At 52.8% G+C, this 24706-nt stretch carries 22 protein-coding genes; 10 read left to right on the plus strand and 12 right to left on the minus strand.

The genetic code is table 11. The features are described 5' to 3' along the window. On the plus strand, positions 1 to 512 hold a 512-nt coding region (locus O9139_RS06575), incomplete at its 5' end, for a hypothetical protein (RefSeq protein ID WP_270878664.1). Between the two features lie 193 nt (positions 513 to 705). Continuing rightward, complete coding sequence (locus O9139_RS06580; RefSeq protein ID WP_270878665.1) at positions 706 to 2160, plus strand: stalk domain-containing protein; 1455 nt, start codon at positions 706 to 708, stop codon at positions 2158 to 2160. A 19-nt stretch (positions 2161 to 2179) separates the two neighbouring features. Here the strand turns inward: O9139_RS06580 and O9139_RS06585 are convergent, their stop codons facing one another. Together O9139_RS06585 and O9139_RS06590 are read right to left on the minus strand one after the other, a co-directional pair. Next, positions 2180 to 3418: an MFS transporter gene (locus O9139_RS06585; RefSeq protein ID WP_270878666.1), complete on the minus strand. Its 1239-nt coding sequence runs from the start codon at positions 3416 to 3418 to the stop codon at positions 2180 to 2182. Positions 3419 to 3422: 4 nt separating this feature from the next. Continuing rightward, positions 3423 to 4532 (minus strand): threonine aldolase family protein, encoded by a 1110-nt coding sequence (locus O9139_RS06590; RefSeq protein WP_270878667.1) that lies wholly within the window; start codon positions 4530 to 4532, stop codon positions 3423 to 3425. Between the two features lie 198 nt (positions 4533 to 4730). On the opposite strand from O9139_RS06590, the gene O9139_RS06595 reads away from it, so the two are divergent. Continuing rightward, on the plus strand, positions 4731 to 5996 hold the full coding sequence (locus O9139_RS06595) for a M48 family metallopeptidase (RefSeq protein ID WP_270878668.1): 1266 nt from the start codon (positions 4731 to 4733) through the stop codon (positions 5994 to 5996). A 102-nt stretch (positions 5997 to 6098) separates the two neighbouring features. Next, positions 6099 to 7655, plus strand: coding sequence for an ABC-F family ATP-binding cassette domain-containing protein (locus tag O9139_RS06600; protein WP_270878669.1), 1557 nt, complete (start codon positions 6099 to 6101; stop codon positions 7653 to 7655). 977 nt (positions 7656 to 8632) lie between these two features. On the opposite strand, the gene O9139_RS06605 is transcribed toward O9139_RS06600, so the two are convergent. From O9139_RS06605 to O9139_RS06615, 3 genes are all read right to left on the minus strand, one after another. Continuing rightward, on the minus strand, positions 8633 to 8917 hold the full coding sequence (locus tag O9139_RS06605) for a DUF2277 domain-containing protein (RefSeq protein ID WP_270878670.1): 285 nt from the start codon (positions 8915 to 8917) through the stop codon (positions 8633 to 8635). A gap of 94 nt (positions 8918 to 9011) precedes the next feature. Continuing rightward, the gene (locus O9139_RS06610) at positions 9012 to 9362 is read right to left on the minus strand and encodes a VOC family protein (RefSeq protein WP_270878671.1); all 351 of its coding nucleotides are present in this window, start codon (positions 9360 to 9362) and stop codon (positions 9012 to 9014) included. Positions 9363 to 9373: 11 nt separating this feature from the next. Next, positions 9374 to 9907: an AAA family ATPase gene (locus O9139_RS06615; RefSeq protein ID WP_270878672.1), complete on the minus strand. Its 534-nt coding sequence runs from the start codon at positions 9905 to 9907 to the stop codon at positions 9374 to 9376. A 132-nt stretch (positions 9908 to 10039) separates the two neighbouring features. On the opposite strand from O9139_RS06615, the gene O9139_RS06620 reads away from it, so the two are divergent. Both O9139_RS06620 and O9139_RS06625 read left to right on the plus strand, forming a co-directional pair. Beyond that, a complete protein-coding gene (locus O9139_RS06620; RefSeq protein WP_270878673.1) occupies positions 10040 to 10963 on the plus strand; it encodes an alpha/beta fold hydrolase in 924 nt (307 codons plus the stop codon). 151 nt (positions 10964 to 11114) lie between these two features. After that, positions 11115 to 11933: an AraC family transcriptional regulator gene (locus tag O9139_RS06625; protein WP_270878799.1), complete on the plus strand. Its 819-nt coding sequence runs from the start codon at positions 11115 to 11117 to the stop codon at positions 11931 to 11933. Positions 11934 to 11947: 14 nt separating this feature from the next. Here the strand turns inward: O9139_RS06625 and O9139_RS06630 are convergent, their stop codons facing one another. The 3 genes from O9139_RS06630 to O9139_RS06640 all read right to left on the minus strand — a co-directional run bounded on the left by O9139_RS06630 (position 11948) and on the right by O9139_RS06640 (position 15027). After that, a complete protein-coding gene (locus tag O9139_RS06630) occupies positions 11948 to 12772 on the minus strand; it encodes a phytanoyl-CoA dioxygenase family protein (RefSeq protein ID WP_270878674.1) in 825 nt (274 codons plus the stop codon). A 198-nt stretch (positions 12773 to 12970) separates the two neighbouring features. Beyond that, complete coding sequence (locus O9139_RS06635; RefSeq protein ID WP_270878675.1) at positions 12971 to 13954, minus strand: glycoside hydrolase family 43 protein; 984 nt, start codon at positions 13952 to 13954, stop codon at positions 12971 to 12973. Between the two features lie 155 nt (positions 13955 to 14109). Beyond that, positions 14110 to 15027: an aldo/keto reductase gene (locus tag O9139_RS06640; protein WP_270878676.1), complete on the minus strand. Its 918-nt coding sequence runs from the start codon at positions 15025 to 15027 to the stop codon at positions 14110 to 14112. A gap of 211 nt (positions 15028 to 15238) precedes the next feature. Here O9139_RS06640 and O9139_RS06645 point away from each other — a divergent pair, with 211 nt between their 5' ends. Further along, positions 15239 to 16075: a pentapeptide repeat-containing protein gene (locus tag O9139_RS06645; protein ID WP_270878677.1), complete on the plus strand. Its 837-nt coding sequence runs from the start codon at positions 15239 to 15241 to the stop codon at positions 16073 to 16075. A gap of 109 nt (positions 16076 to 16184) precedes the next feature. On the opposite strand, the gene O9139_RS06650 is transcribed toward O9139_RS06645, so the two are convergent. Both O9139_RS06650 and O9139_RS06655 read right to left on the minus strand, forming a co-directional pair. Next, positions 16185 to 17321 (minus strand): ATP-binding protein, encoded by a 1137-nt coding sequence (locus O9139_RS06650; RefSeq protein ID WP_270878678.1) that lies wholly within the window; start codon positions 17319 to 17321, stop codon positions 16185 to 16187. A gap of 233 nt (positions 17322 to 17554) precedes the next feature. Then, complete coding sequence (locus tag O9139_RS06655; protein WP_270878679.1) at positions 17555 to 18214, minus strand: YheC/YheD family protein; 660 nt, start codon at positions 18212 to 18214, stop codon at positions 17555 to 17557. Between the two features lie 161 nt (positions 18215 to 18375). On the opposite strand from O9139_RS06655, the gene O9139_RS06660 reads away from it, so the two are divergent. The 3 genes from O9139_RS06660 to pepF all read left to right on the plus strand — a co-directional run bounded on the left by O9139_RS06660 (position 18376) and on the right by pepF (position 22085). Then, positions 18376 to 18669, plus strand: coding sequence for a Rieske (2Fe-2S) protein (locus O9139_RS06660; RefSeq protein ID WP_270878680.1), 294 nt, complete (start codon positions 18376 to 18378; stop codon positions 18667 to 18669). A gap of 111 nt (positions 18670 to 18780) precedes the next feature. After that, positions 18781 to 19578: an exodeoxyribonuclease III gene (locus O9139_RS06665; RefSeq protein ID WP_270878681.1), complete on the plus strand. Its 798-nt coding sequence runs from the start codon at positions 18781 to 18783 to the stop codon at positions 19576 to 19578. A gap of 218 nt (positions 19579 to 19796) precedes the next feature. After that, positions 19797 to 22085: an oligoendopeptidase F gene (pepF, locus tag O9139_RS06670; RefSeq protein ID WP_270878682.1), complete on the plus strand. Its 2289-nt coding sequence runs from the start codon at positions 19797 to 19799 to the stop codon at positions 22083 to 22085. Positions 22086 to 22125: 40 nt separating this feature from the next. On the opposite strand, the gene O9139_RS06675 is transcribed toward pepF, so the two are convergent. Then, the gene (locus O9139_RS06675; protein WP_270878683.1) at positions 22126 to 23238 is read right to left on the minus strand and encodes a rhamnogalacturonan acetylesterase; all 1113 of its coding nucleotides are present in this window, start codon (positions 23236 to 23238) and stop codon (positions 22126 to 22128) included. A gap of 124 nt (positions 23239 to 23362) precedes the next feature. Further along, positions 23363 to 24628 carry an FG-GAP-like repeat-containing protein gene (locus O9139_RS06680; RefSeq protein ID WP_270878684.1) on the minus strand — a complete coding sequence of 422 codons (1266 nt, stop codon included), beginning with the start codon at positions 24626 to 24628 and terminating at the stop codon, positions 23363 to 23365. Positions 24629 to 24706 lie beyond the last annotated feature (78 nt).

Below are 24706 nucleotides of genomic sequence, written 5' to 3' on the forward strand. Positions count from 1 at the left end.
ACGTGCGGACGGCGGGGCTAGGCGGGGCTAGGCGGCCCCTCGCGCGCGAACACTACCGCTGCAGTCCGGTTTTGCCCAACTGCAGCAGCCATGAGTGGCCCGCCGAGCGCCGCAGTCCGATTTCACCCACTTGCAGCGAGCTTTATGCGGCTACCCGAGTGAAACAACCGCTGCAAGTGGGTTTTTCCGGACTACGGCTGCCCTCATCGCCAAATCCGCTGCTGCAAGCCGGCAAAATCGGACTAGCGCAAAAAGTCCGCCTCGGACACGTGCGGACGGCGGGGCTAGGCGGGGCTAGGCGGCCCCTCGCGCGCGAACACTACCGCTGCAGTCCGGTTTTGCCCAACTGCAGCAGCCATGAGCGGCCCGCCGAGCGCCGCAGTCCGATTCCACCCACTTGCAGCGAGCTTTATGCGGCTACCCGAGCGAAACAACTGCTGCAAGTGGGTTTTTCCGGACTACGGCTGCCCTCATCGCCAAATCCGCCGCTGCAAGCCGGCAAATCGGACTAAAGCCCAACAGGCTGCCCCGTGACATCCGACGATGTCCCCAGGGCGGCCTGTTGGGCGTCAGATCGTGATGGCTGCGGTCACACTGGATATATCAACCTAGCAAGCTGCCCTTCAAAATCACTAGGCTGTTTCCGAATGATATAGGTAGACCGAATTGGATTCCCGTACCCTGAATATCGAAGGAGACACAAGCATGATTTCACGACAACTCATCAAGTCCAGCGCCGCCCTGCTGCTTGCGGCGTCGATGATGACCGGCGGCACACCGGCTTCGGCAGCATACTCCCCGTCCGTGAGCGCTGCAACCAAGCTGGTTTATGCGCAAGGCAAAAACTTCAATGTCAACGTTGTCACGGTTGATCTCACGGATCCCACGCTGGAGCTCGCCCCTGCTGTTGCAGACGGCGGCATCGGCCATGACGCGCCACTTCCGTCAATCATCGATCGCGAACACGCTGTTGCCGCCATTAACGGCACTTTTTTTAATGCATACGAGTCCGATCCTTACAGCCGTTATCCGAACGGGGCCTTGCTGAGCTCAGGGGAAGCCATGTACTCGGGGGAAAATCAGACCTTTTTCCTGAACAAGGACAAGGTGCCGGACATTCAGTCCGTGACCCTCAACATCGCGCTTCAAGTGAGTGAAGGCGGCGGTACGTATCCGATTCAACCGTGGGGCATCAATAAATATTACGGGGAAAGCAGCACCGACCAAATCGTCTGGTACACGCCGGCTTTTGGCCGCTGGATCGGCTTCCCGAACGGGACGAAAGTCGTTATCGAAGATGACCGAATTACCCGCATCACGGAAGATTCCGTGCAGGTGCCTGCGGACGGCTATGTGCTGTTCGTCGGCAACAGCGCCAACAACCGGCAGCATGTCCTGCCGAATCTCGACGTAGGCGATCGCGTTACGAAAGCGCTGCAAGCGCAAGGCGAAGGGGGCAGCCAGCTGGATGCCCCAACCTGGCTCGCCGCAATCGGCGTCGGGCCAAAGCTGGTGACTGGCGGCGCAGTCGATCTCGATACGGCGCGCGACGGCTTCTCCGACCCGAAAGTGACGCAAGCGTCCGCTGCCCGAAGCTTCATCGGCATCGATAGCGCAGATCGGCTTGTGATGGGTACCGTACCGAACGCTACCCTGTCCCAGCTGGCGGCAATCGCCGCAACGCTGCAATTGAAGGAAGCGATGAATATGGATGGCGGCTCAAGCTCGGGGCTATACGCCAACGGCACGATGATGACTGCGCCAGGACGTGAGCTGAGCAACGCGCTCGTGGTGCGGAAGCTGGAGAAGCCTAAAGTACAGCTCGCGATTAATGGAAACTATGTGAAGGATTACACAGGTACGATTGTTCAAGATACGACCGTGGTCCCCATCCGCCCGTTCATTGCCGCGCTGAACGCAGGCTTCCAATGGGATGCGGGTACGCGGACGGCGACGATTACGAGCGCCGGCGTCACGCTGAAGCTGCAGGATGGAAGCTCCGTCGCAACGGTTAACGGCAAATCCGTTACGGTCCCCGTTCCGCTGCAAATTATGGCGGACAGCCGGATGTACGTACCGCTGCGCTTCGTAGCGGAAGCGCTCCACAGCAAAGTCGACTGGGACAGTCGCTTATACCGCGCTTCTGTGCAGCTCCCCTAACACAAAGACCTGAGGCAAGTTACATCGCCTCAGGTCTTTGTTCACTTAGGGCCGCTCCCCTGCCCCGTTTTTGCAGCAAAAATGCCGCCATGCCCATAAAACCGCACAATGCCGCCGCCAGCAGCAGCATGTTAATCGGCACATAGCTCGTTAAGCCCGTGCTGATTAACGGGGCGAACGAACCGCGAATGCCGAACAGCATCAGATGCAAGCCGAAAACGACCGCCTCCCGGCCGGGCACCACCTTGAACACATAAGCCAGAATGCCGATATCCCAAATGGCATCGCCAATCCCTTGAACGCCGCTGCCGATCAGCACCGCCGGATAATTACCGAATACACCGTACAGCAGCGGCACCACGGAGTACGCGCCTAAGCCGTAAATCAGCGTCTGCTTCGCCGAGAACCGGTCGATCGCCCAGCCGACGATGAAATACGCTGTTAATAAACATACGTAATAGCATATGCGGGCAACGCCAATTTCCATATTGTTTAATTGCAGTTCTTTGACCTGAATAATCTGATATAACGGTATGGCCAAAATGTTGCCGAACCCCGTCAATGTCGTCGCCGTAAAAAAGACAATCAGCTCCCGGTGGTGTCTGACCAGGCCCAGCTGCTCCCTGAAAGACGACTTCCGCGAAGCTGTCGTCCGTGCAGAAGCGATTTCCTTGACTTTAGCTAGAGCAAGGATGGATAATACGCCGGTCACGGCAGCTGCAATCAGCGGACCCGCCGCCCCGGCATAATCCGTCCATAATCCGATGGCATAAGCCAGCGGGATCATCAGCACGCCCATGCCGACCCGTACGTAGCCCATCAGCCTGCCTCGCAGCTCAGGCTGGTACATCCGGGTCACCAGAGCCGCATAGGCCGGGGCCTGAATGCCCATCAGCAATTGAAAGACCAGGGCCGTCGCCACATATACGGCAGGCGTACCGAACCATGCCGGAAAGAGCAGCAGGATTCGGCCAATCAGATTCGGCAAGATGACAAAAGGTTTCGGGCCTGAGCGTGATTGTTCAATCCAACCCGCCCAGATCGGCGAAAACAATAGCCCAATCGCGGGCGCAGCCGCTAATAGGCCGACTTCCAAATTCGTCGCCCCCTGCTGAATCGCCAGGACAACATAGAACTGATTGAACACGACATTAAATACACTGAATAAGAGTGCGGCAGCCAAGTCGCAATTAACGTTGTGTTCGGTTTCTGGACTCATCTGCAAGCCTAATTTGTGAAGCCATCGTTTCGCCGCCATGGCTCTACTTCCCTTCGCTGCCTGCTCTCATGGCATTATCCAGCATTTGGAAGGCTGCGCGAAGCTGATCTTGCGGAATGTTCGCGTACAAATCTCCGATGCTGATTTCATAGTAGCAGCTTGAATCGCTTTCCCTAGCAGGACGCAAATAATGGGTAAATCCGATTCCCGTTTGCTGCGAGATCTGGATGAGCACGGGCTCAACCTGCTCTTTGGGCCAAGCGAAGTGAACATGGAACATGTTGCTGACAGGCACCTGCGGCTTCGTTTCCACCGCGTGGCAGCCGTTGAAATAGCCCGCCAGCTCTACCGCATCTGTGTAATACTGCTCCATTTTATGCGCTCGCTGTTCAAAGTAGTAATCCGCGCTAACGATGTACGGGTATAAGCTGATCAAGTCCCCGCCATGACGTCTTTTCCACACTTTCGAGACTTTCGTGAAAGCTTCGCTGCCGGCAAGAATAGCGCCTGCGACGCCGCCGATTCCTTTGTAGAACGACATATATACGCTGTCAAAAAGGCTGCAAAGCTCTGCGGCCGTTTTTTGATAATAAGGTAAAATTTCCAAAAGTCTGGCACCGTCCAAGTGCAGCTTGATCCCTTGCTTGCGGCAGTGAGCGGAGATCGCCTCCAGATCCTCATAAGGCGGCAACACGCCGCCAATCTCGCGCTGCGGCAGCTCCAACAGCAGGCAAGCGACTTGCTCCTTCATGCCGAGCACATCGTCCAGAACGATCGTCCGGTTCGTATCGGCCAGCAGCACGGATTCGATCTGATGCAGCTCCTTGAGGCCATTTTCCTCGTGGATTTCGAGGTGGCTCAGCGGGTGATAGGCGACTTTCTTGATGCCCGCTTCATCGCACCAGATGCGCAAGGCGATTTGCTGCGCCATCGTGCCGCTTGGGAAAAACACAGCGCTTTCTTTGCCGAGAAACGCCGCCATCTTCTGCTGGAACTCTTCAATCAGCTTGCCTGTTCCATATTGATCGCTCGCCAGATTCCCATCCAGTGGGTCCAGAGCGTCCTTCAGCACTTGCAGGTTCCTTTTGCGGTTGCCGGACAATTGATAGGCGGTTTGGCCAAATGCTTCTAAAAGCAAGTTTTTCTCACTCACGTGTGTTAGCTCCTCTCGGTGGTCCATGATCGATGAATGTCATCCCCAGTCTTTCGGCTTGGATAAGGGAATCTCCTGCATCGGCGGATTGAAATTTATGCCAGATGCGTGCGAAAAAATGTTTGGCATCTACTTACATTCCAATTCTTTCATGTTACTATTTTCATATTACAAAATTTAGGAGGAAGATCTGGGTTGATGAATATTGCGACAGTACCTGAAACGAATGTCATTTGTCCTGCTTGCAGCCATGAGATCTCGGTAGTCAAAGGCTATGTGACTTGGTGTGAAAAGTGTAATTGGAATCTGCAAGCGCCCGAACCTTATCAGCCTGTAAATATATTTGAGAGAATCTATTTAAAAGCCGGCGAAAAATCAAACAAGCAGATTTTGGATTCCCTCCTTCAAAAGGAAGGCTCGCAAACTGTCAAATTTTCTTACTTGAAGCTTTTTACCCTGCTTGCCGCCTCCTTGGTTCATATCGCCAGCTTGGTTTTTTTCATTTTCGGCTGCTTTTTAATCCAAAACGACTTTCCCAACATTCTGTTTATCATTCTCGGCATTTCACTTGTCGTGTTGGCCTGGTTCACGTTCCCTAGACTGGAAAGATTGCGGCAAAAACCGCTTCCCCGGGAATCCTTTCCCCATTTGTATAAACTCGCCGATGAGCTCTCTGACGTCCTTCACGCCGACAAGATCCATGGCATTTTTATTGATGAAAAATACAATGCTTCTTTCTCGCAAGTGGGCTGGAAACAACGCAAAATCCTTTACTTAGGACTGCCATTATTGACGGTTATCAATAAAGAAGAAACGGTCGCGCTCTTCTCCCACGAAATTGCCCATGGCGTCAATGGCGATCTGAATAGAAACCTTTGGTTTGGTTCTGCTGTTAGAACGCTGTCTTGGTGGTACGACATCACGCAGCCTGACAGATCGGGCAAAAGTTCGATTTTCACGATCATCGTCGATCTGCTGTTATATGTCCTATCTAAAATCATTTATTTGTTCCTGTACATCTTGGGCCATTTGAATTGGCGCGACGCTCAGCGTGCCGAGTATTTAGCCGACCAGCTCGCCGCCACCGCCGCAGGGAAACATGCCGTGCAATCGCTTCTGGACAAATTGCATCTCTATAAGACGTTTGAATTTACCATCCTCAAGGCGATGAATACACAACGGGAGGGCCAGCTCTTCGCGGATTTGGCGGAGCAATTTACCAGCATACCGGCCAAAGAGCTTGAACGAATCCAAAGAATCGCACGATTGGAGCATGCAAGACTGGACGGCACCCATCCGCCTACGAGCTTTCGGATCAACTACATCGATGCATTAGCCGATGAGGCCCCTGCGTACACAATGAGTGACGATACCTATGCTTCGGTTAAAAGTGAACTCTCCGTGCTGCATAGAGGCGTGGAGAAACGAATTATGGATCGCTATAAACGTGCTTACAAGCAATAACCGCGTTTGGCGATTTTCATAAGCATTCTTCACCATTGAGTTTTTCATCACTTAACGCTTATAATAAAGCGAGAAAAAGTATAAAAGAAAAGGTGTCATTCAATGAGCATATTAAATGTAGAACGACTGAGCCACGGCTTCGGAGATCGGGCGATCTTCAATGACGTGTCTTTCCGCCTGCTTAAGGGCGAGCACATCGGACTCATCGGCGCCAATGGCGAAGGCAAGTCCACTTTCATGAACATCATTACAGGCAAGCTGCAGCCAGACGACGGGAAAGTCGAATGGTCCAAGCGCATGCGCGTCGGTTATCTCGACCAACACGCTGTGCTGTCCAAAGGCATGACGATCCGTGACGTCCTGAAGGGCGCCTTCCAATACTTGTTCGATATGGAACAAGAGATGAACGACATGTACGGCAAAATGGGCGAAGTGACTCCGGAAGAGCTGGAGCGCCTGCTGGAAGATGTCGGCACGATTCAAGATACGCTGACAAGTCAGGACTTTTACATGATCGATGCCAAAGTCGAAGAGACCGCCCGCGGTCTGGGACTTACTGACATCGGTCTGGAGAAAGACGTCAATGAGCTTAGCGGCGGACAGCGGACCAAAGTGCTGCTGGCCAAGCTGCTGCTCGAAAAACCGGACGTCCTGCTCCTCGACGAGCCGACGAACTATCTCGACGAACAGCATATTGAATGGCTGAAGCGTTACTTGCAAGAGTACGAGAATGCCTTCATTCTGATCTCGCACGACATTCCGTTCCTGAACAGCGTCATCAACTTGATCTACCACATGGAGAATCAAGAGCTGAACCGCTATGTCGGCGATTACGAACATTTCCAGCAAGTATATGAAATGAAGAAACAGCAGCTCGAATCCGCCTATAAGCGCCAGCAGCAGGAAATCGCGGATTTGAAAGACTTCGTCGCCCGCAACAAAGCGAGCGTAGCGACGCGGAATATGGCGATGTCCAGACAGAAGAAGCTCGACAAGATGGAAGTCATCGAGCTGGCCAAAGAGAAGCCGAAGCCGCAATTCAACTTCAAAGAAGGCCGCACGAGCGGCAAGCTGATTTTTGAAACGAAAGATCTGGTCATCGGTTACGATGAGCCGTTATCCAGACCGCTGAGCCTGCGCATGGAGCGCGGTCAGAAGATTGCCCTGGTCGGCGCCAACGGGATCGGTAAAACGACGCTGCTGCGCAGCATTTTGGGCGAGATCAAAGCGCTCTCCGGCTCCGTGCAGCTTGGGGATTTGCTGCAAATCGGCTACTTTGAGCAGGAAGCTAAAGATGCCAACTACAACACATGTATCGAGGAAATTTGGAAGGAATTCCCATCTTTTACGCAATTCGAAGTGCGCGCGGCGCTGGCCAAATGCGGTCTGACGACGAAGCACATCGAAAGTAAGATTCAAGTGCTCAGCGGTGGCGAGAAGGCGAAAGTCCGCCTGTGCAAGCTGATTAACCGCGAGTCGAACTTGCTCGTCTTCGACGAGCCGACCAACCACTTGGATGTCGATGCGAAGGATGAGCTGAAGCGCGCGCTAAAAGCGTACAAAGGCAGCATCCTGCTGATCTCCCACGAACCGGAATTTTACCGTGACGTCGTGACAGAGACATGGAACTGTGAGTCCTGGACGACGAAAGTATTTTAATTACAAAAAGAGGCTGTCCTACAAGTCATCTAAGATGACAGGGGAACAGCCTCTTTGCTTATCCTGCGATTGTGGCGTGATTTTTGCCGAGGGAGTCCCACAAGCCAAAATATTGGCAGAGGGACACCCTCATTTTTTTGTGGCAGGGGCTTTTGTTGCTTCAATTCGAGCCACAAGTTTACTCTAGTTGGATTATGCCCACTTACAGCGGTCATCTCGACAGCCTAGGCTTCTCTAGTCCGAAATTGCCCACTTAAAAACACATTTTCTCCTCGACACTACCTTTCCCTCCGCTCTAATTGGGTAAAATCGAACTGCAGCACGCTCACTACAAGTCAGTCACTCTCCAATTGGGCAAAATCGAACTGCAGCACGCTCACTACAAGTCAGTCACTCTCCAATTGGGCAAAATCGAACTGCAGCACGCTCACTACAAGTCAGTCATTCTCCAATTGGGTAAAATCGAACTGCAGCACGCTCACTACAAGTCAGTCACTCTCCAATTGGGCAAAATCGAACTGCAGCACGCTCACTACAAGTCAGTCACTCTCCAATTGGGCAAAATCGGACTGCAACACGCTCACTACAAGTCAGTCACTCTCCAATTGGGCAAAATCGGACTGCAGCACGCTCACTACAAGTCAGTCACTCTCCAATTGGGCAAATGCGGACTGCAGCACCTTACACGCGCACTACAAGTCAGTCACTCTCCAATTGGGCAAAATCGAACTGCAACACGCTCACTACAAGTCAGTCACTCTCCAATTGGGTAAAATCGAACTGCAGCACGCTCACTACAAGTCAGTCACTCTCCAATTGGGCAAAATCGGACTGCAACACGCTCACTACAACTCAGTCACTCTCCAATTGGGCAAATGCGGACTGCAGCACCTTACACGCGCACTAGCCCATCAAAACTCCCGCAGCGGTCCCGCCCCATTAAACAAGCCGTCCCCCATAAGAGAGGACGGCTTCTGTCATACGTTGTCGCGGTTCGTTCCGAATCGCTGGGCATTGCGCAGACGGGCACGTTCCTGCTCGACTTCGCGGTTACGCGGCTCGGCATTCGTGACGAGCGAGTCCAGCAGCTGCCGGGCCGCGGCAGCCACTTCATCGACGGCAAGCTGGAATGCGGCTTCGTTCGCTTTGGACGGGGCGTTGAAGCCGGAGAGCTTGCGCACGAATTGGAGCGCAGCCGCCCGCACTTCATCGTTCGTAGCCGGGGGCTCGAAGTTATGGAGCGTTTTAATATTTCGGCACATAAGGATCTCCTTGGTTAGGGGTCAATTTCCATGCAATATCCCTATTTTACTATACTTTAGGCGCTTTCCAAATGGATGTCTCTACCTGCCCCAACTAACACTTGCAAACCATCAACACGTTGCCGTCAGGATCTTTAAAATTGATCCAATGATTGTGTTCAATCCCCGTTACCAGCTCCACCTGCTTCTCTTGCAGCCATTGATATGCCGCCTCTATATCAGCTGTATTAAAATGGAAGGCCGGCGCTTTAAATAAATGATCCGGCGCAAAAATTTTGCTGTCCAGGACAACGCTCGTTCCGTTCATCGGCAGCACATACAGATGTCCGAAAAAAATCTCCCCGTCGTTCGGTAAGCCCAGCAGGTTGCAATACCAGTCTCTCGCCTTCTCCACATCGCGCACCGGAATGAACACAGTGCCAATTTGATTCGTAATCGGATTCATGGATGATCCTCCTAAATCGATAATGAGGTTTTGGCCAAAATATGATGAATGATTTCTTCCGTCGTCATAGCATCTGTCACTATTTTTTCTTCGAACCGGCTGCTTTCAAACGCTCGCACGCACGTCTCTACCCGCTGAAAGGACCACCCGCCAATCGCATCGCCGCGTTGTGTTAATCGTTTGTATAGCGTTTCTGCTGAGGCTGTTAGACAAAAGTGGTAACAATCTGGATCAATCGCTTTAAAGCCATAACAAATATAATCAAAATTAAGCTGCTTATAGATCGTCATCGGAACGATCAGATGTTTATTGTAATGCTGCTTCAGCTCAGCTGCGATTTGGACAGTGACAATGCGCCATAAAGCCAAATCTTGGAAATCGTCCGTTCGTTCTTCCACTGCCCTGACTTCCTCAGGGATCAACTTACGAAGCATGCAGCCTATTTCCTCTGGGTCGAAGATCATACTGTCAGGGAGGGATCGATGCAGCCGCTCTGCGGTCGTTGTCTTCCCTGCGCCAAAAGCGCCATTAAGCATAATAATCATGACGTCCACTCCTGCCTATATCACTCTCTCATTCATTCTACCATAATCAGGAAGATTATCCATCACCGCCGTTAACGCTCCCCCCGTACTAGGCATATGATGATATAACCGATTAGCGAAAGGAATCGTTATATGAACCCTAATGAGCAAGAAGCTAAACCCGCTTTGGCCCCCTCTGCCTCCTGGCCTTACTTCTATCCCGCCACAATGGGCATGCGCTGGGACTACTACAGCTACCCACCGTATGCACAGCAAGCGGGTTACTTTCCTGGTGCGGCGCCTTGGTCTGCCGCTTTCGCCAACGACCCGCGCGCGAAGCAGCCGCCGCTTACCTTCGTGCTCGTTCACGGGTCCTGGGCCGATACATCCTTCTGGGACGGCGTGGCGGCTGAATTACGCAAAAAGGGGCATACGGTCTATGTCCCCGAATACCCCGGGCATGGCCCTGATCCGAACAAGGCCGTTACGCACGCCATGATTAGCAAGTCCGTCGCGGACTACATCACTTCGCACAACCTGCACGGCATCATACTCGTTGGCCACAGCTTCGGTGGAAGCGTCGTGCAGAAGGTTGCCGAGCTGGTACCGGAACGCATCAAGCGGCTCGTCTTCTGGGACGCCTTCGTGCTGCCGGACGGTCAGAGCCTCGCCGATCAATTCCCGCCTGCCATGCGCCAAGGGTTTGAGCAATTACGTGCCGCCTCGAAGGATGACACAATCATGCTGCCGTTCCCTGCGTTCCGCGACACCTTTGTTAATTTGGCTCCTTTGGACTTGGCGCAGCGCTTATACAACCAAGTATCGCCGGAACCGGCGAAGCCCTTATTCGAGAAGCTCGATCTCAAACGATTTTACAATCTGGAGCTGCCCAAAAGTTATGTTTACTTCACGGATGACAACGCCGTACCGCAGGCTGAGGGCTATGGCTGGCATCCCCATATGTCCAGCCGCTTAGGCACGTACCGCCTCATCACCGGGCATGGCGATCACTTTTCCACGGCGAAGACGAATCCGGCCATGCTGGCGCAAAAAATATACGAAGCCGCCAGAGATTAAGGCGTCGGATAGGTGCAGCTCCCGCCCGCGCAAAAAAGCTGAGCGTCCCCCATGCGGCGGGCTGCGCTCAGCTTTTGCATTACTTTGGAGCCAGGATCAGGTATAGTAGAACCAACTGCATTACAAAGGAAGTGGATAAGCCGTGTCGTACATGAATATTCCATACGAGATCAAGGAACAGCCGACTGTTTCGCCTTGCCGGTTCGGATCCATCTGGAAAGTACAGGCTAATGACGCTTATCAGGTCAACAAAGCCGAGGGTTTTCAAGCCCCGGGCCTGTTTCTGACTTATGAAGGCCAAGGCGCGCTAACGCTGGCAGGCAAACGGTACGAGCTGTCTGCAGGCACATTTATTATCGTGTCCGATGCGGTGCCCAGCACCTACCACTGCTTGGAAAATAATTGGAAGTTTTACTTCCTCGATTTCAGCAGCCTGGCGATGATCCAGCACTTGCAGCTGCCGGTTGGTACGGTCGCGGCCTCCGGTAAAATGACGGAAGCGATCCAACTTTGCGAGCGCTTGATCGACAACTTGATCGTGCAGCCCGCAGGGTATGCCTATTCCGCCGACATTTTGTTGCAAGAGCTGCTGCTTGTCTTCGCCCGTGAGCAATCAACTGCGGCGCTCACCCGCTATCCGGAGCTGGACGTTGTTCTATTTTACATGCACAAAAACATTGGAAAGCCCATCAGAGTCGAAGATATGCTGCAGATGTGCGGGTTGTCGCGGACGGCCTTTTTTGCGCGATTTCGCGCCATGACAGGGCTCTCCCCGAGCGCTTACATGCTCCGCTTAAAGCTGGAGTCGGCCAAGGCGTCGCTGGAGATGACCCGCTTATCCGTGAAGGAAATTGCGGCTGCCCTGCATTTTTATGATGAATTTCATTTCTCCCGATTGTTCAAAAAGCATAGCAGTCTATCCCCGAAGGAATACCGCCGCTCCAGGAGCAGCGCCCCGTCGACCGACTAGGAGAACCGACCGCTCTATCGAAAATGGCCCCGCGGCTTCTTCCCGCTCCATCTCTCATCCACCTGCTCATTGGCCGATTGATACCTCGCATCCACGCTGAGCCGGTACTGATTCGTCGTATTTTCCAGCGAGCAATGCATCAGGAACATGCCAAAAATCAGCACATCCCCGGCTTCAAACGTTGTCGTTGCCCACTGCCCGCCGAATTTCTCGGTGATGACCAGCGGGTCATCCGTATAGTGACCGATGCCGTCGCGGTCCGAATCTTTGGAGCCGTAGGAGCGTTTCAGCTCTTCAAAACGGTGCGACCCAAGGCAGATCGCCAACCCGCCCATTTCATAAGATATATCTCCGAGCGGCGACCACACCGTATAGACATGATGCGTCCCCCTGCCCATATAAACGATGTCATAGTGGGCCCCGGTAAAATCCCCTTTGCCGACCGCACGCAGCCATTTGTAATGATACGTCAAGGACGGTTCGTCCAGCAGCTCATCGAATAAGCCCATAATATGCCCGCCGTTCAATACATTCAGCAGCGCAGGCAGATCCTCATTGGTGCCGCCCATGAAAATGCTTTTGCTGCCGTCAGCCATGACGCCTTCCTCCAGCAAAGTATCCCGGTCCAGCTTGCCCATCCGGTCCATCTTCTCAAGAATGCTCCTGCGCGCCTCCAGCACCTGCGCCCGGTCATGGAATCCGCGAAGGAGCAGATATCCGTCCTCCTGCAACCTTTCGCGCAGCGCCTGCACATCATGCTTGATATCGTTCGAGCTTCTCAGCTCCGTCAGGTGTTCTCCGCCCAGCTCCAATTCACGGCTTCCCACTTTGATCATCATGTTCCTGCACGCCCCCATTCTCATTGTCCATTCGGAAAATCCTTACTGCATCTAAGTCCAGTGTAGGCTAAAAATATCGAATGCGACATAGATGGTCGTGCGCAATCCATGTATTTTCGTACAAATGAATAAAAAAAACAGCCGCAACCCAGACTTGGTACGTCCGGAGCTGGCAGCTGCTTTGTCAGTAAGATAGGCTTAATCTTTATAAGGATCAATCGTTTGAATAGTACCGTCTTCATTGTAGAAAAGTTCCGCGTATTTAACAGAGCGCTTGTGATTTACGCCATTGGACAGCGAACAGTCATGATAGAATAAATACCATTTATTCTCAAACTCAACGATGGAATGGTGCGTCGTCCAGCCGATCACCGGTGTCAAAATCGTTCCTTGGAAAACGAACGGGCCTTGCGGATTTTTGCTAGTGGCGTAAACCAGGCAATGTGTCGTACCCGTGGAGTAGGACAGGTAGTAGGTATCCTTGTATTTATGTACCCAAGGACCTTCAAAATATCTGCGGTCCTCATCGCCGGCCAGAATCGGATTCCCCTCTTTATCGATGATCGAAATTTCTTGAGGCGTATCTTTGAATGTCAGCATATCGTCCGACAATTCGGCAACACGCGGTCCAAGCGCTGGCGCTGTTAATGCCGGCCCCTCTGCATCCGGGACGAAAGAGCCCGTCTGCCATTTCTCTAATTGACCGCCCCACAGGCCGCCGAAATACATGTAGGACTTGCCGTCCTCATCGACGAATACCGCAGGGTCAATGCTGAAACTGCCGGGAATATAGCTCTCTTCCGGTGTGAAAGGACCGGATGGCGAAGAGCTTGTCGCTACGCCAATGCGGAAAATAAGATCTTTATCCCGCGCTGGGAAGAACAGATAGTATTTGTTATTTTTATAGGCTGCGTCCGGAGCCCACAATTGCTGACTAGCCCAAGGGATATTTCGCAGATGCAGTGCTTCGCCGTGATCCACGCAAGGAGAATTAAAGTTGTCGAGAGACAGGACATGATAATCTTCCATGGCGTATTGGTCGCCGTTATCATTGGAAGGTGCATCATGATCAAGGTCGTGCGACGGATAAATGTAGATTTTTCCTTCAAAAACATGTGCGGATGGGTCTGCGGTATAGATGTGCGTGACTAATGGCTGTTTAGGCTGAATCGGTTTATCCATATCATATTCTCCTTCGAAATGAGCTAGTTAGTTTATTTATTAAACTTACAAACTTGATTATAGCAATGCTTCCCCCTTACAATCAAGTAGGTGATGATAAAAAAGGCTGCCGAAACGAGTTCGGCAGCCTGATTTTTTTGGTGAAACGTGCTCATCTATGGCAGCACGTTGCCCGCAGCACGGTAGATTTCATACCATTCTTGGCGAGTCAGGTAGATGTCGCCGGCTTTGATGCAATCTTGCAAACGCTCGATATTCATCGTGCCTGTTACCGGTTGCATGCGCGCAGGGTGGCGAAGCAGCCAGGCAATCGCGATCGTCGTATTGCTGACTTCGTATTTGGCCGCAATTTCATTGATCTTCTCATTCAATACCGGGAACTTGTCGTTATCTAGGAAAACGCCTTCAAAGAAGCCGTATTGGAAAGGCGACCAAGGCTGAACGGTAATATCATGCAGTCTGCAGAAATCCAAAATGCTGCCATCACGGTTAACGGCCGATTCATTTTCCATGTTAACGTTGATGCCATTGGAAATCATGTTCGCATTTGTGATGCTAAGCTGCAGCTGGTTGGCCACAATCGGCTGCTTCACGTATTTCTTCAACAGCTGAATCTGCATCGGATTCTGGTTGGAAACGCCGAAATGCCGAACTTTGCCGGTGCTCTCCAACAGATCGAACGCCTCAGCCACCTCTTCAGGCTCGACCAGCGCATCCGGACGATGCAGCAATAGAATGTCCAAATAATCGGTTTTTAACCGTTTTAAAATATTGTCAACTGACTCCAAAATATGCTCTTTGGAAAAATCGAACATGCCTTTGCGGATGCCGCATTTGGATTGCAGAATGATTTTCTCGCGAATGTCATCGTTCATATGGATGGCGTCAGCGAAAATTTCCTCACATTTCCCCCCGCCGTAAATATCTGCGTGGTCAAAAAAATTAGCTCCCAGCTCCAGCGACGTTTGCACGAATTGCTCCGCCTGTTTGCTGTCGAGCGAGTTGATGCGCATGCAGCCTACTGCAATGACAGGGACCTCTAATGAGCTGGTGCCCAGCTTAATCGTTTTCATCTTCGTTTCCATCCTCCCTCATCAACTTCCACATATGCTATGGAAAATTGTGCTTCTGTCCCATTGTCCCATACAAACCCGGTTCTTTTCAAGGATTGTCTGAAAATTAAGGTACTTATAAAGAATGATTATAGTAAAAAATTATCTAGCTTCCAGAGCCATCGCCTGATTACTGTTGAATCATGATGATGTAGGATGGGAGAAACGCTCAATGGATAGAAATGATTTGCAGGCGGATTGCAGCAGCTGCTTTGGGTTATGCTGCGTCGCACTGCCTTTTGCGGCCTCGTCCGATTTTGCCGCCGATAAGGAGGCCGGTAAGCCCTGCCACCATCTGCAAGCGGATTTCCGCTGCGGCATTCACACGGGGCTCCGGCAACAAGGATACCGTGGATGCACGGTTTACGATTGTTTTGGGGCAGGGCAAAAAGTCTCGCAGCTTACGTTCGGGGGACGCAATTGGGCGGAAGCGCCGGAGACGGCCCGGCTGATGTACGAGGTCTTCCCCATCATGCGGCAGCTGCAGGAGCTGCTGTGGTATATTCGTGAAGCGCTGACGCTGCAGCCAGCGCGTCCGATTCATGAGGCGCTTCGCACCAAGCTGGAGGAGACGGAACGTCTGACCCAGCTCGACGCGGAAGCGCTCAGGGAACTGGACGCAGCCGAGCAGCGGGCGCAAGTGAATGAACTGCTGCTGCGGGCCAGTGAGTTGGTCCGCAAGGATGCCCGCCGCCGGGGCGAGGGCGCTCGTGGGCGGCAGCAGCGGGCGCTGCGCCGGGGCGCCGACCTCATCGGAGCGAAGCTGGCGGGCGCCGACCTGCGCTGCGCTAACTTGCGCGGCGCTTATTTGATTGCGGCGGACCTGCGGGGCGCCGACTTGCGGGCCGCCGATCTGATCGGCGCCGACCTGCGGGATGCCGACCTGCGCGGGGCCGATCTGCGCGGGAGCTTGTTTCTCACGCCGTTCGCGCTCAATGCGGCGAAGGGCGATGCGCAGACGAAGCTGCCGCAGGCGCTCACTCGCCCTGCACACTGGGCGGGGGCGTAGGGGGGCGCCTGGCGGGGCTGCCTGCGCGGGAGCGCTTTTGCAGGTTAACTGCGCAACAGGCTCATTATCGCTGCATCTCCGGCGCAAATTGCAGGATGGAGGCGTGCTGCTATGTGTCGCTATGCGTCCCCTGCAAAACCTGTATCCTCAGCGACGGATAATTCGCAATCAACTGGGCTGCATGTTGCTTCACGATATGCGGATCAAAGCCGGAGCGGAAAATTTCCGGATCCAGCAACAACGTAATGCTCGTTCCCGTCTCCTCCGTTGTCCCGATGACAAGCAGCTCGGTTTGCGGGATGCCATGCTTATAGTCTTGGCGGAACATTTTGCCATTACGGCGAATTTCAACGGAGAGCTGCTGCGAGAGTGCGTTGACGACAGGCATGTTGATGCCTTTCAAGCCAGCTGAAGCCGTAACTGAAGCGCTCGGGTTCCGCGGCAGCGCAGTGAGGACGGCTTGAACCGGCGTTTTGTCCGAACCTGGAAGCGCTGATGTCGGAATCCCCCGGCCGTTATCGGACACGGTAATTCTACGCTCGCTATGCAGGATGAGATTGATCTCCGAGCAAAATCCAGCCTGGTGCTCCATGATCGAGTACTCAATAACCGACCAGAGGAGCTGATGAGCATCATATTCGCCATTTTTTTCCGCCAAATAAGCCCCTGCCTCATTTCTGGCATCCGCCAGTTCCATATAATCGCTGGCATCCAACAGGTCCGAACCTGCGGCGAGCAGCAGCAAAAAGGGCAGCGAACGATGCGGAGGCAAGGAATACTTGCCGCCACGCTCTTCCTGGACGAGTAAATCAGCGCTGACCAGCGCTTTCGTATGATGATAGAGCTGCCCGGTCGTCCCCATGTTTAACCGCTCCACGATTTCAGCTCCCGTCAAAGGCTCCCGCATGACCGCCATTAAAATATCCAACCGCTGCTTATGAGCCAGCGCTGCCAGTACTTTGGCAACTTTGTCGCTGTCAAGATTCAACAATTGTTCCACGCTGCGCTGCTGCGGGTCCCATCTAAAACGATTTTGCCCGTGATAGTGACCGGAGTAAAAAAGGCTGCCCAGCGCACCGTTCTCTCTCTCCAGCTCGTCGCTACGCACTTGCGCTCCATTCGGTATTTCCATTTTCCCTGAAGCGGGTGCGCCCACAAGTTGAGTAACAAGTCGTCTAAGCTCGTTCATTTGGGAAGTTAACGCGTCCAGCTCTGCACCGTAATCCCTCGGCTGTGAAGTTGTCATTGCTGTTCTCGCACCTCTTTTTATCAATTTACGTAACTACATAATTACGTATTAAAATTATAGTACCGCAAGCTTTCCTCTATGTAAATAAAATTCAGTAAAAAAACGACAATTGCCGGTCTCTTGATGCAAATGGGCATTTCCATACTGCAGCACGCTTCGCTAAAGGCCTATCTGCAACAAAAAAGCCCGAGCCGCCTATCAGGCACACTCGGACTTTTCACATCCACCCCCTACTGTGGATTCGTGTTCACCTCAAAAATCCACACATTGCCCTGCCGGTCAATGCCAAAATCATAACCGAGCAGCCCGATCCCCGGATACCGGGCTTCAAGCAGCATCGTCGAGGTACGGGCCACGCCCACCATCGTGTCAATTTTGGATTTGACCAGCGATGCCGGAAACGTACGCCGCAGTGCTTGTCTGCCTCCCAGCAGCGTGCCGCCTTGATGCAGGTTGGTCACGAATAGCCCTGGGCGCGCCAGCCGGCCGACGACGGCCCGGATGACCCAGGATTTCCCGACTCGCTCCAACTTCACGCGATAGTCCACAGGTCTTCCACTTATGGTCGTCAGATGGATCCCTTGCTGGAGCATAAAAGGGCGCCCCTGGCGGATCCGGTTCATATGGCCAAGCAGCTCACGCCAACTGCCAAGCGTTCGTCTCGTTCCGGATTCATGCAGCAAGTATCCGTTTTTTTGCTTTTGAATTTTGACTACACGATGGCCGCCTGTTCCGATAATTGGTTTCGCAACGACAAAAGAAAACTGGTTCAGCATTGCTTGCAGATTGGCCTCACTGAACCTGCGCATGGCAGGGATATGCTTCGCGACGCCGGAATGTTTTAACAGGACTTCGAATTTGGTCCATTTACTCGCTATCTTCCGCATCATAAGTTCCTCCTCCGTACACGCCTTCCTCCCTGCTACTGTATTCGGCGAGGTGCTGCAGAGCCACGGACAATCTCCTACAGCTGAGTACATTTTCGTCTGCGGCTGATCTGGCGTATACTTGGAGTTGTTGTATAAAACCGTGCCCGGAAGGAGGTCCATCTATGAAAGAGATCATACTCGGCGAGGTGAAACAATTCGCCCAATTCCCGGCCGAGATCCTCGTCGATAACAAACCCTATTTCCTGATGAAAGAGGATGACAGCTACACACTGATGTCACGCAGATGTCCGCACGCTGGCGACACGGTTGAGCTCGAAGATGGGGAACTGGTGTGCCCGATGCACGGCTGGACGTTCGAAGTCCATACCGGACGCTGCCATAACGTCCCGAGTGCAAGGCTGGCGTGCCTGGATGTCAGCATGAAGGATGGGAATCTTGTCGTTGTCATGCCCTAAAAGACGCCGAGTGAGCCTGGGAGCAATCCCCGGCTCTTTCCACATGCACGTCTAATCATCAACATATGTGTTATACTAGTTTAAGAGAAACGCCGCAAGGAGATGATGGACATGAAGCTGGTTTCCTGGAATGTCAACGGGCTCAGAGCCTGTGTGAATAAAGGATTCAACGACTATTTTGCGCAAATGGATGCCGATATGTTTTGCCTTCAAGAGACGAAGCTGCAAGATGGGCAAATTACGATGGAGATTGACAGCACCTATGAGCAGTACTGGAATTATGCCGAGAAAAAGGGGTACTCCGGTACCGCTGTTTTTACGAGAATAAAACCACTGACAGTACGTTACGGCTTGGAGGAAGATCACGAGCCTGAAGGCCGGATCATTACGCTGGAGTTTGACAAGTTCTATCTGGTCACAGTCTACACGCCGAACGCCAAGCGCGATCTGTCGAGGCTCGATTACCGATTGGATTGGGAGGAGCGCTTTCGCAGCTATTTGCAGCAACTGGATGCGCTTAAGCCTGTCGTCGTCTGCGGAGATCTGAACGTAGCTCACCAGGAGATCGATCTCAAGAATGCCAAAGGGAACAAAACCAACTCCGGCTTCACGCCGGAAGAACGCGACAAGATGACCCGGCTGCTGGATGCCGGATTCCTGGACACATTCCGTCACTTCTATCCTGACCAGACCGATGCGTATACGTGGTGGTCGAACATGCCCAAAGTGCGGGAACGGAACGTCGGATGGCGCATCGACTACTTCCTTGCGTCGGCCCGCCTCGCCCCGTCCCTTGTAGACGCCCGGATCGACGCGGCCATTCTCGGCAGCGACCACTGCCCGATTGTGTTGGAGCTGGACGAGAAGAAGCTTGCTGAGTCTTCCGATTCAGGCTTAATTAACCAATGATCAAATCACCCAGTCACAAAATCAATCACAAAATAAGTGCCTAAGATACAGGGCAAATCCAACCAAAGCTCCTAGCCAAAAACCAGCAATTTTATTTGCTGGTTTTTTTAGCCGTTTTTGTATCTCCCTACTAGTCGAGACGCTTGGTCTATTGTATGATGTTGGTGGTTGGAAGTTTTTACAAATCGTTTACAAGTTAGATTGAGAGGAGATCGTTCATGAAAAAGAAATGGCTGAACACCATCACGACCGTTACCATTGCGGTAACCGCCTTATCTACACCGTTTATTCCTCTTAACGCAGCACCTGTACTCGCAGCGGCTGACCCTGCTGCAGCGAAGCCGAACTACACCTCTAGAGCCGACATCCCTGCCCAGTATAAATGGAAAACCGAAGACATTTACGCCACGAAAGAGGCTTGGGATGCCGATTTAAAAAAAGTCCGTGACCTGACGGCCACTTTCACCGCCAAGCATCAAGGCAAGCTCGGCACGTCGGCTTCGGAACTGAAAACAGCGCTGGAAGATTTCTCCGAGTTAAATCGGATTTTGGATAAAACATACGTGTACGCTCACCTCAATCTGGACGCCAACAACGGTAACGCCGATATGCAAACGCTCGCTGATGGCGCCGACGCCCTTAACGCCGACATCGGCTCCAAACTGGCCTGGTTCGTCGTCGAATTGAACGCCATTCCTGACGATCAGCTGAAGACACTGCTCCGTGCGCCGGAGTTAGCACCCTACAAAAACTTCGTCGAAGACAAAGTCCGCACGAAATCTCATACGCTTTCCAAGGAGATGGAGGAAGCGCTTGCCAAAACATCGCCTCTGTCCAGCAATCCGGAAGAAACGTTCAATATGCTGACCAAAGATATTAAATTTCCCATGATCAAGGATGAGGAAGGTAAAGAGGTCCAACTGACCCGCTCGAACTTCATCACCTACATGGAAAGCAAAAATCGCGATGTGCGCAAAGCGGCATTCGAAGCCTATTACGGCACGTTAGCCAAATTCCAGGATACCTTCTCCAAGACACTTGGCGGCGAAGTACAAGCCAATAACATTAATGCCGATTTGCATAAATACAGCTCCGCTCTGGAAGGGGCTTTAACCCCGAACAACGTACCTACTAAAGTGTACGACGAGCTGGTCGATACAGTGGATAAAAACCTCCCGCTTCTGCATCGCTACATGGATGTGAAGAAGAAGCTGCTCGGTGTGGATGAACTGCATATGTATGACATCTATACGCCGGTTGTGAATTACCAAGAGCGCTACATCCCTTATGAAGAAGGAAAGCAGCTCGTGCTGAACGGCCTCAAACCGATGGGCGAAGCTTACGTCAACGTATTGAAAGGCGCGTTCGACAAGGGCTGGATCGATGTCTATCCGACGGATGACAAAACAGGCGGCGGCTACCAATGGGGAACTTTTGATACCCATCCGTACATCCTGTTGAACTATGAGGGGACGTTTGATTCTGTAAGCACGATCGGCCATGAGTTAGGACATGCGATGCAATCCTACTATACGAACAACAAGCAAGATTATCTTAACTCGAATTATCCGATTTTCACAGCGGAAGTCGCCTCCACGATGAATGAGACTTTGATGTTCAAGTCGTTTTATGCCAATGCAAAAACAAAACAAGAAAAGCTGTACTTGCTGAACCAGTACCTGGAAAATTTCCGCACGACCATGTTCCGTCAGACGCAATTTGCCGAATTTGAGCGCGCGATTCATGAAGCAGCGCAGAAAGGCGAGTCGCTAAATGCCGAAACGCTGAAGAAGCTGTACCTCGAAATCAATAAAAAATACTACGGCCCGACGATGGTATCCGATGATCAAATCGCGATGGAGTGGGCGCGCATTCCGCATTTCTACTATGGCTATTATGTTTACCAGTACGCCACTTCCTTTGCAGCTTCCACGGCACTGGCTGATCAAGTGCTGACAGAGGGGCAACCGGCCGTCGACCGGATCCGGGACAACTTCCTGGCGGCAGGCAACTCTGCAGCGCCAATCGATGTGTTGAAAGCAGCAGGCGTGGACATGTCGACAGCCAAACCGATCGAAGAAGCGATGAAAGTTTTTGAAGATACATTAAACGAATTCGAGAAATTGGTAGCTGAAGTTCAAAATGAAAGCACGGCCTCGATCCATGTTGCCATTGACGGTAAAGTTCAAGATTTCGAGCAGCCGCCGGTTAATATCAACGGCAGCGTGCTGGTGCCGGCACGAAGCATTTTTGAAACGCTTGGCGCTAAGGTGACTTGGAACGAAGGCGACCAATCCCAATCCGTCACTGTGACCAAAGGCGATACGACGATCGTTCTTACTTTGGGCTCGGATCAAGCGACTGTGAACGGGAAGTCTGTCACTTTAGAGCAAGCCGCACAACGGGTGAAAGATTTCACTATGATCCCTGCCCGTTTCATCGCCGAAGCGCTCGGCGCGAAAGTGAGCTGGGACGGGGATAGCGATACTGTGGTCATTGCCCAATAAATGAAAAAGGTTGAGGACATGTGCCTCAACCTTTTTTAGGTTAGCGCAAATATAGCATCAATGGCTTCAGCTTTAGCTCTTTGAGCCCTTCATAAACGAGTCTGGCCACCTCAATCCCTCCCTGCTGCTGAAAATGCGTATTGTCCTCCGTGCCATCGGGAAAATTCATAAACTCTCCTGGCGCCAGCCACATGAAGAGCGCCTTCGTCCCCTCCGGTCCCCACTGCTCGAACAGCGTCTTGCTTGTTGCAGCCAGATCGATCAGGGGCACGCCGGTCTCCTCCGCCAGCTCGCGCACAGCCGTCAAATAATCGCCGTGTGTATCGCGCAGCGTCCCGTCCGCTTCAAAGAACCGGCGCTGTACGGACGTCACAAGAATCGGAACAGCCTTCCGCTCCCGGGCCCCGTCAATATAAACCTTCAACGTTTCCTTATATGTAGTGAAAGGCTCTGTATACCGATCTTCGCCGTATTTTTGGTCATTGTGGCCGAATTGGATAAGCAAGTAATCGTACGGCTTGATTTTGCTCCAAATAGTATCAAGAACGCCTTCGCGTATGAAGCTTAGCGAACTGCGCCCGGAGAGCGCATAGTTGGCGACAGCAGCGTCCGCTTTGACGAACATCGGCAGCATCTGCCCCCAACCGGCATAAGGATAGCCATCCGCAGGCTGATCCGTCACTGTGGAGTCGCCAGCGAGGAAAATGGTGCATGCTTGCGGGACCGGATCGATTTCCAGCGCATTGATGCGTGGCGCCATCCCGCTGAACGTCAGCTTCAAACGGCTGTCCGTGACCCACACGGAGAAGCTCGTGCGCACAAAATGCCCTGGCTGTGTCCGCTGTTTGTGCACCATTAGCCGACCTTCTCCGGCTTTGATGGTCGTGTCGGTGTCGGCAATTTCGTCCCCGAGCAGTACGGACACTTTGTAGGTGCCGTCAGGCACATCGACCTGGAACGCGGTATCAAGCGGAATACAAAAATCCCGGCGCAGCGCGCCCGGTTCCACCCGATCCTTCGCGTTGACGCGTTCCGTACGCGTGAAGCCGCAGCCGGTCGAGGCCTCGTATGCGTGTTTGGGCGTTATTTTGGTATATCCTTCCACAGGCGGGCATGTTTCCGTTCCAAAATCAAATCGATAGTGCTGCAACATTGCGTATCCCTCTCTTTTGTGTAGACTTTTTTGTTGCGGGCAGTCGCCTGCGCCGCCTCGGGCGCGATGGATCTGTAGAGCAAATTTTCCGCTCTACAGCCGCCGCCTAGACGCGCCGGGCCTGCTACAGTGTGACCTCGCCGCCAGGGTACAGCGTGGAGCTGGACAGCCGTTTCGGCTGTGGCAGCGGGATGCCCGATGGCTTCAGGTCATGCGGCTTACTGCTGTAGATGGCCGCTTGCTCCTGATTAAAGACGATAACCTGCTCGCTCCCGCTGCCGAACAAGTCCGCATGCACGGCATAGCCTTCCAGCGGAAACGTCACGACCGCGTTCATCTCGCCGTCATAGAGCGCAGGCAAGACACCGCCACCCCGGCGGTAAGCCAAAATATAATCCGCAGCGCCTTGTTCCCAACCGCGCAAAGGCTCAATGATCGTCAGCCAGCCTGCCGTTTGGCGGTCTTCTTTCCAAATCTCCCGCCCTTCACTGTCCAATAGAAACAGCGCGTCCTTTCCTTTCAAGCCTTTGCCGTTATCCTCACGCACAAGGCGGTCCAAACCGGCGATCTGCAGCCCCGGCAGGTCGCTGCGAAACCGACCAAGCGCGATATGCTGCGACTCTATCGAGCCTTCGTAGCGCCAGAGCTCCCGGCCATGGCGGTCATACATGACCGTGACACTACCGCCGATCACCAGCTCCGGCTCGCCGTCGCCATTCACGTCGCCGACCCAGATGCAGTCCGCATGATCGTCCAAATCCCGGCAGCTCCACAACAGACTGCCGTCATGGTCGAGCATGTCGTAACCGGCCATCACCTCATCCAACCCATCGCCGTCAACATCATACACCCAAGGAAAATGACCGGGGTTACCCTTATGCTGCCATAAAAGATTAAATTCACAATCAAGCGCCCACATATTGTGGTAGCGATCTTTCAAAATAATATCTCCCGCCGATGCCCCGCCGGTCAAATTAGCAACAATGATGCAATCATGCGCGTGCTCGCCAGGCAGATCATATGCGGCTTTGACACTGCCAGTTTGACCGTCCAGGATCCAGAAACGATCCTCCATGACGCACAGCACTTCCAAACGGCCGTCGCCGTCAATATCGGCGATTTGCGCCGGGTAATCCGAACCTTGGCCGCCTGCGCCCGGGTCCGTCTTGCCCGTTTGCCAAAGCAAGTTCCCCTCCAAATCAAAAGCAGTCAGACACTGCACTTGATGGGGAATGTACCGCACGTCCTGACGGTTATCCGGGTGCACCATCACGATTTCCATCCGACCGTCGCCGTTCAGATCGCCGAGCAGCATTTTGCAGCGGGGGCCCGCAGCTTGAATATCGATGGTACCAATCAGATAAGGTTCTTTTTGCGTCGTCTGTTGCATGCATCATCCCTCCATTCAGCTTTGCATGTTGTTGCAGCCCTGTAACTTTCTTGCTGTCCACATTACGTAAGAAAACCC

The sequence above is a fragment of the Paenibacillus aestuarii genome (genome assembly GCF_027789125.1).
Taxonomy (GTDB): domain Bacteria; phylum Bacillota; class Bacilli; order Paenibacillales; family NBRC-103111; genus Paenibacillus_E; species Paenibacillus_E aestuarii.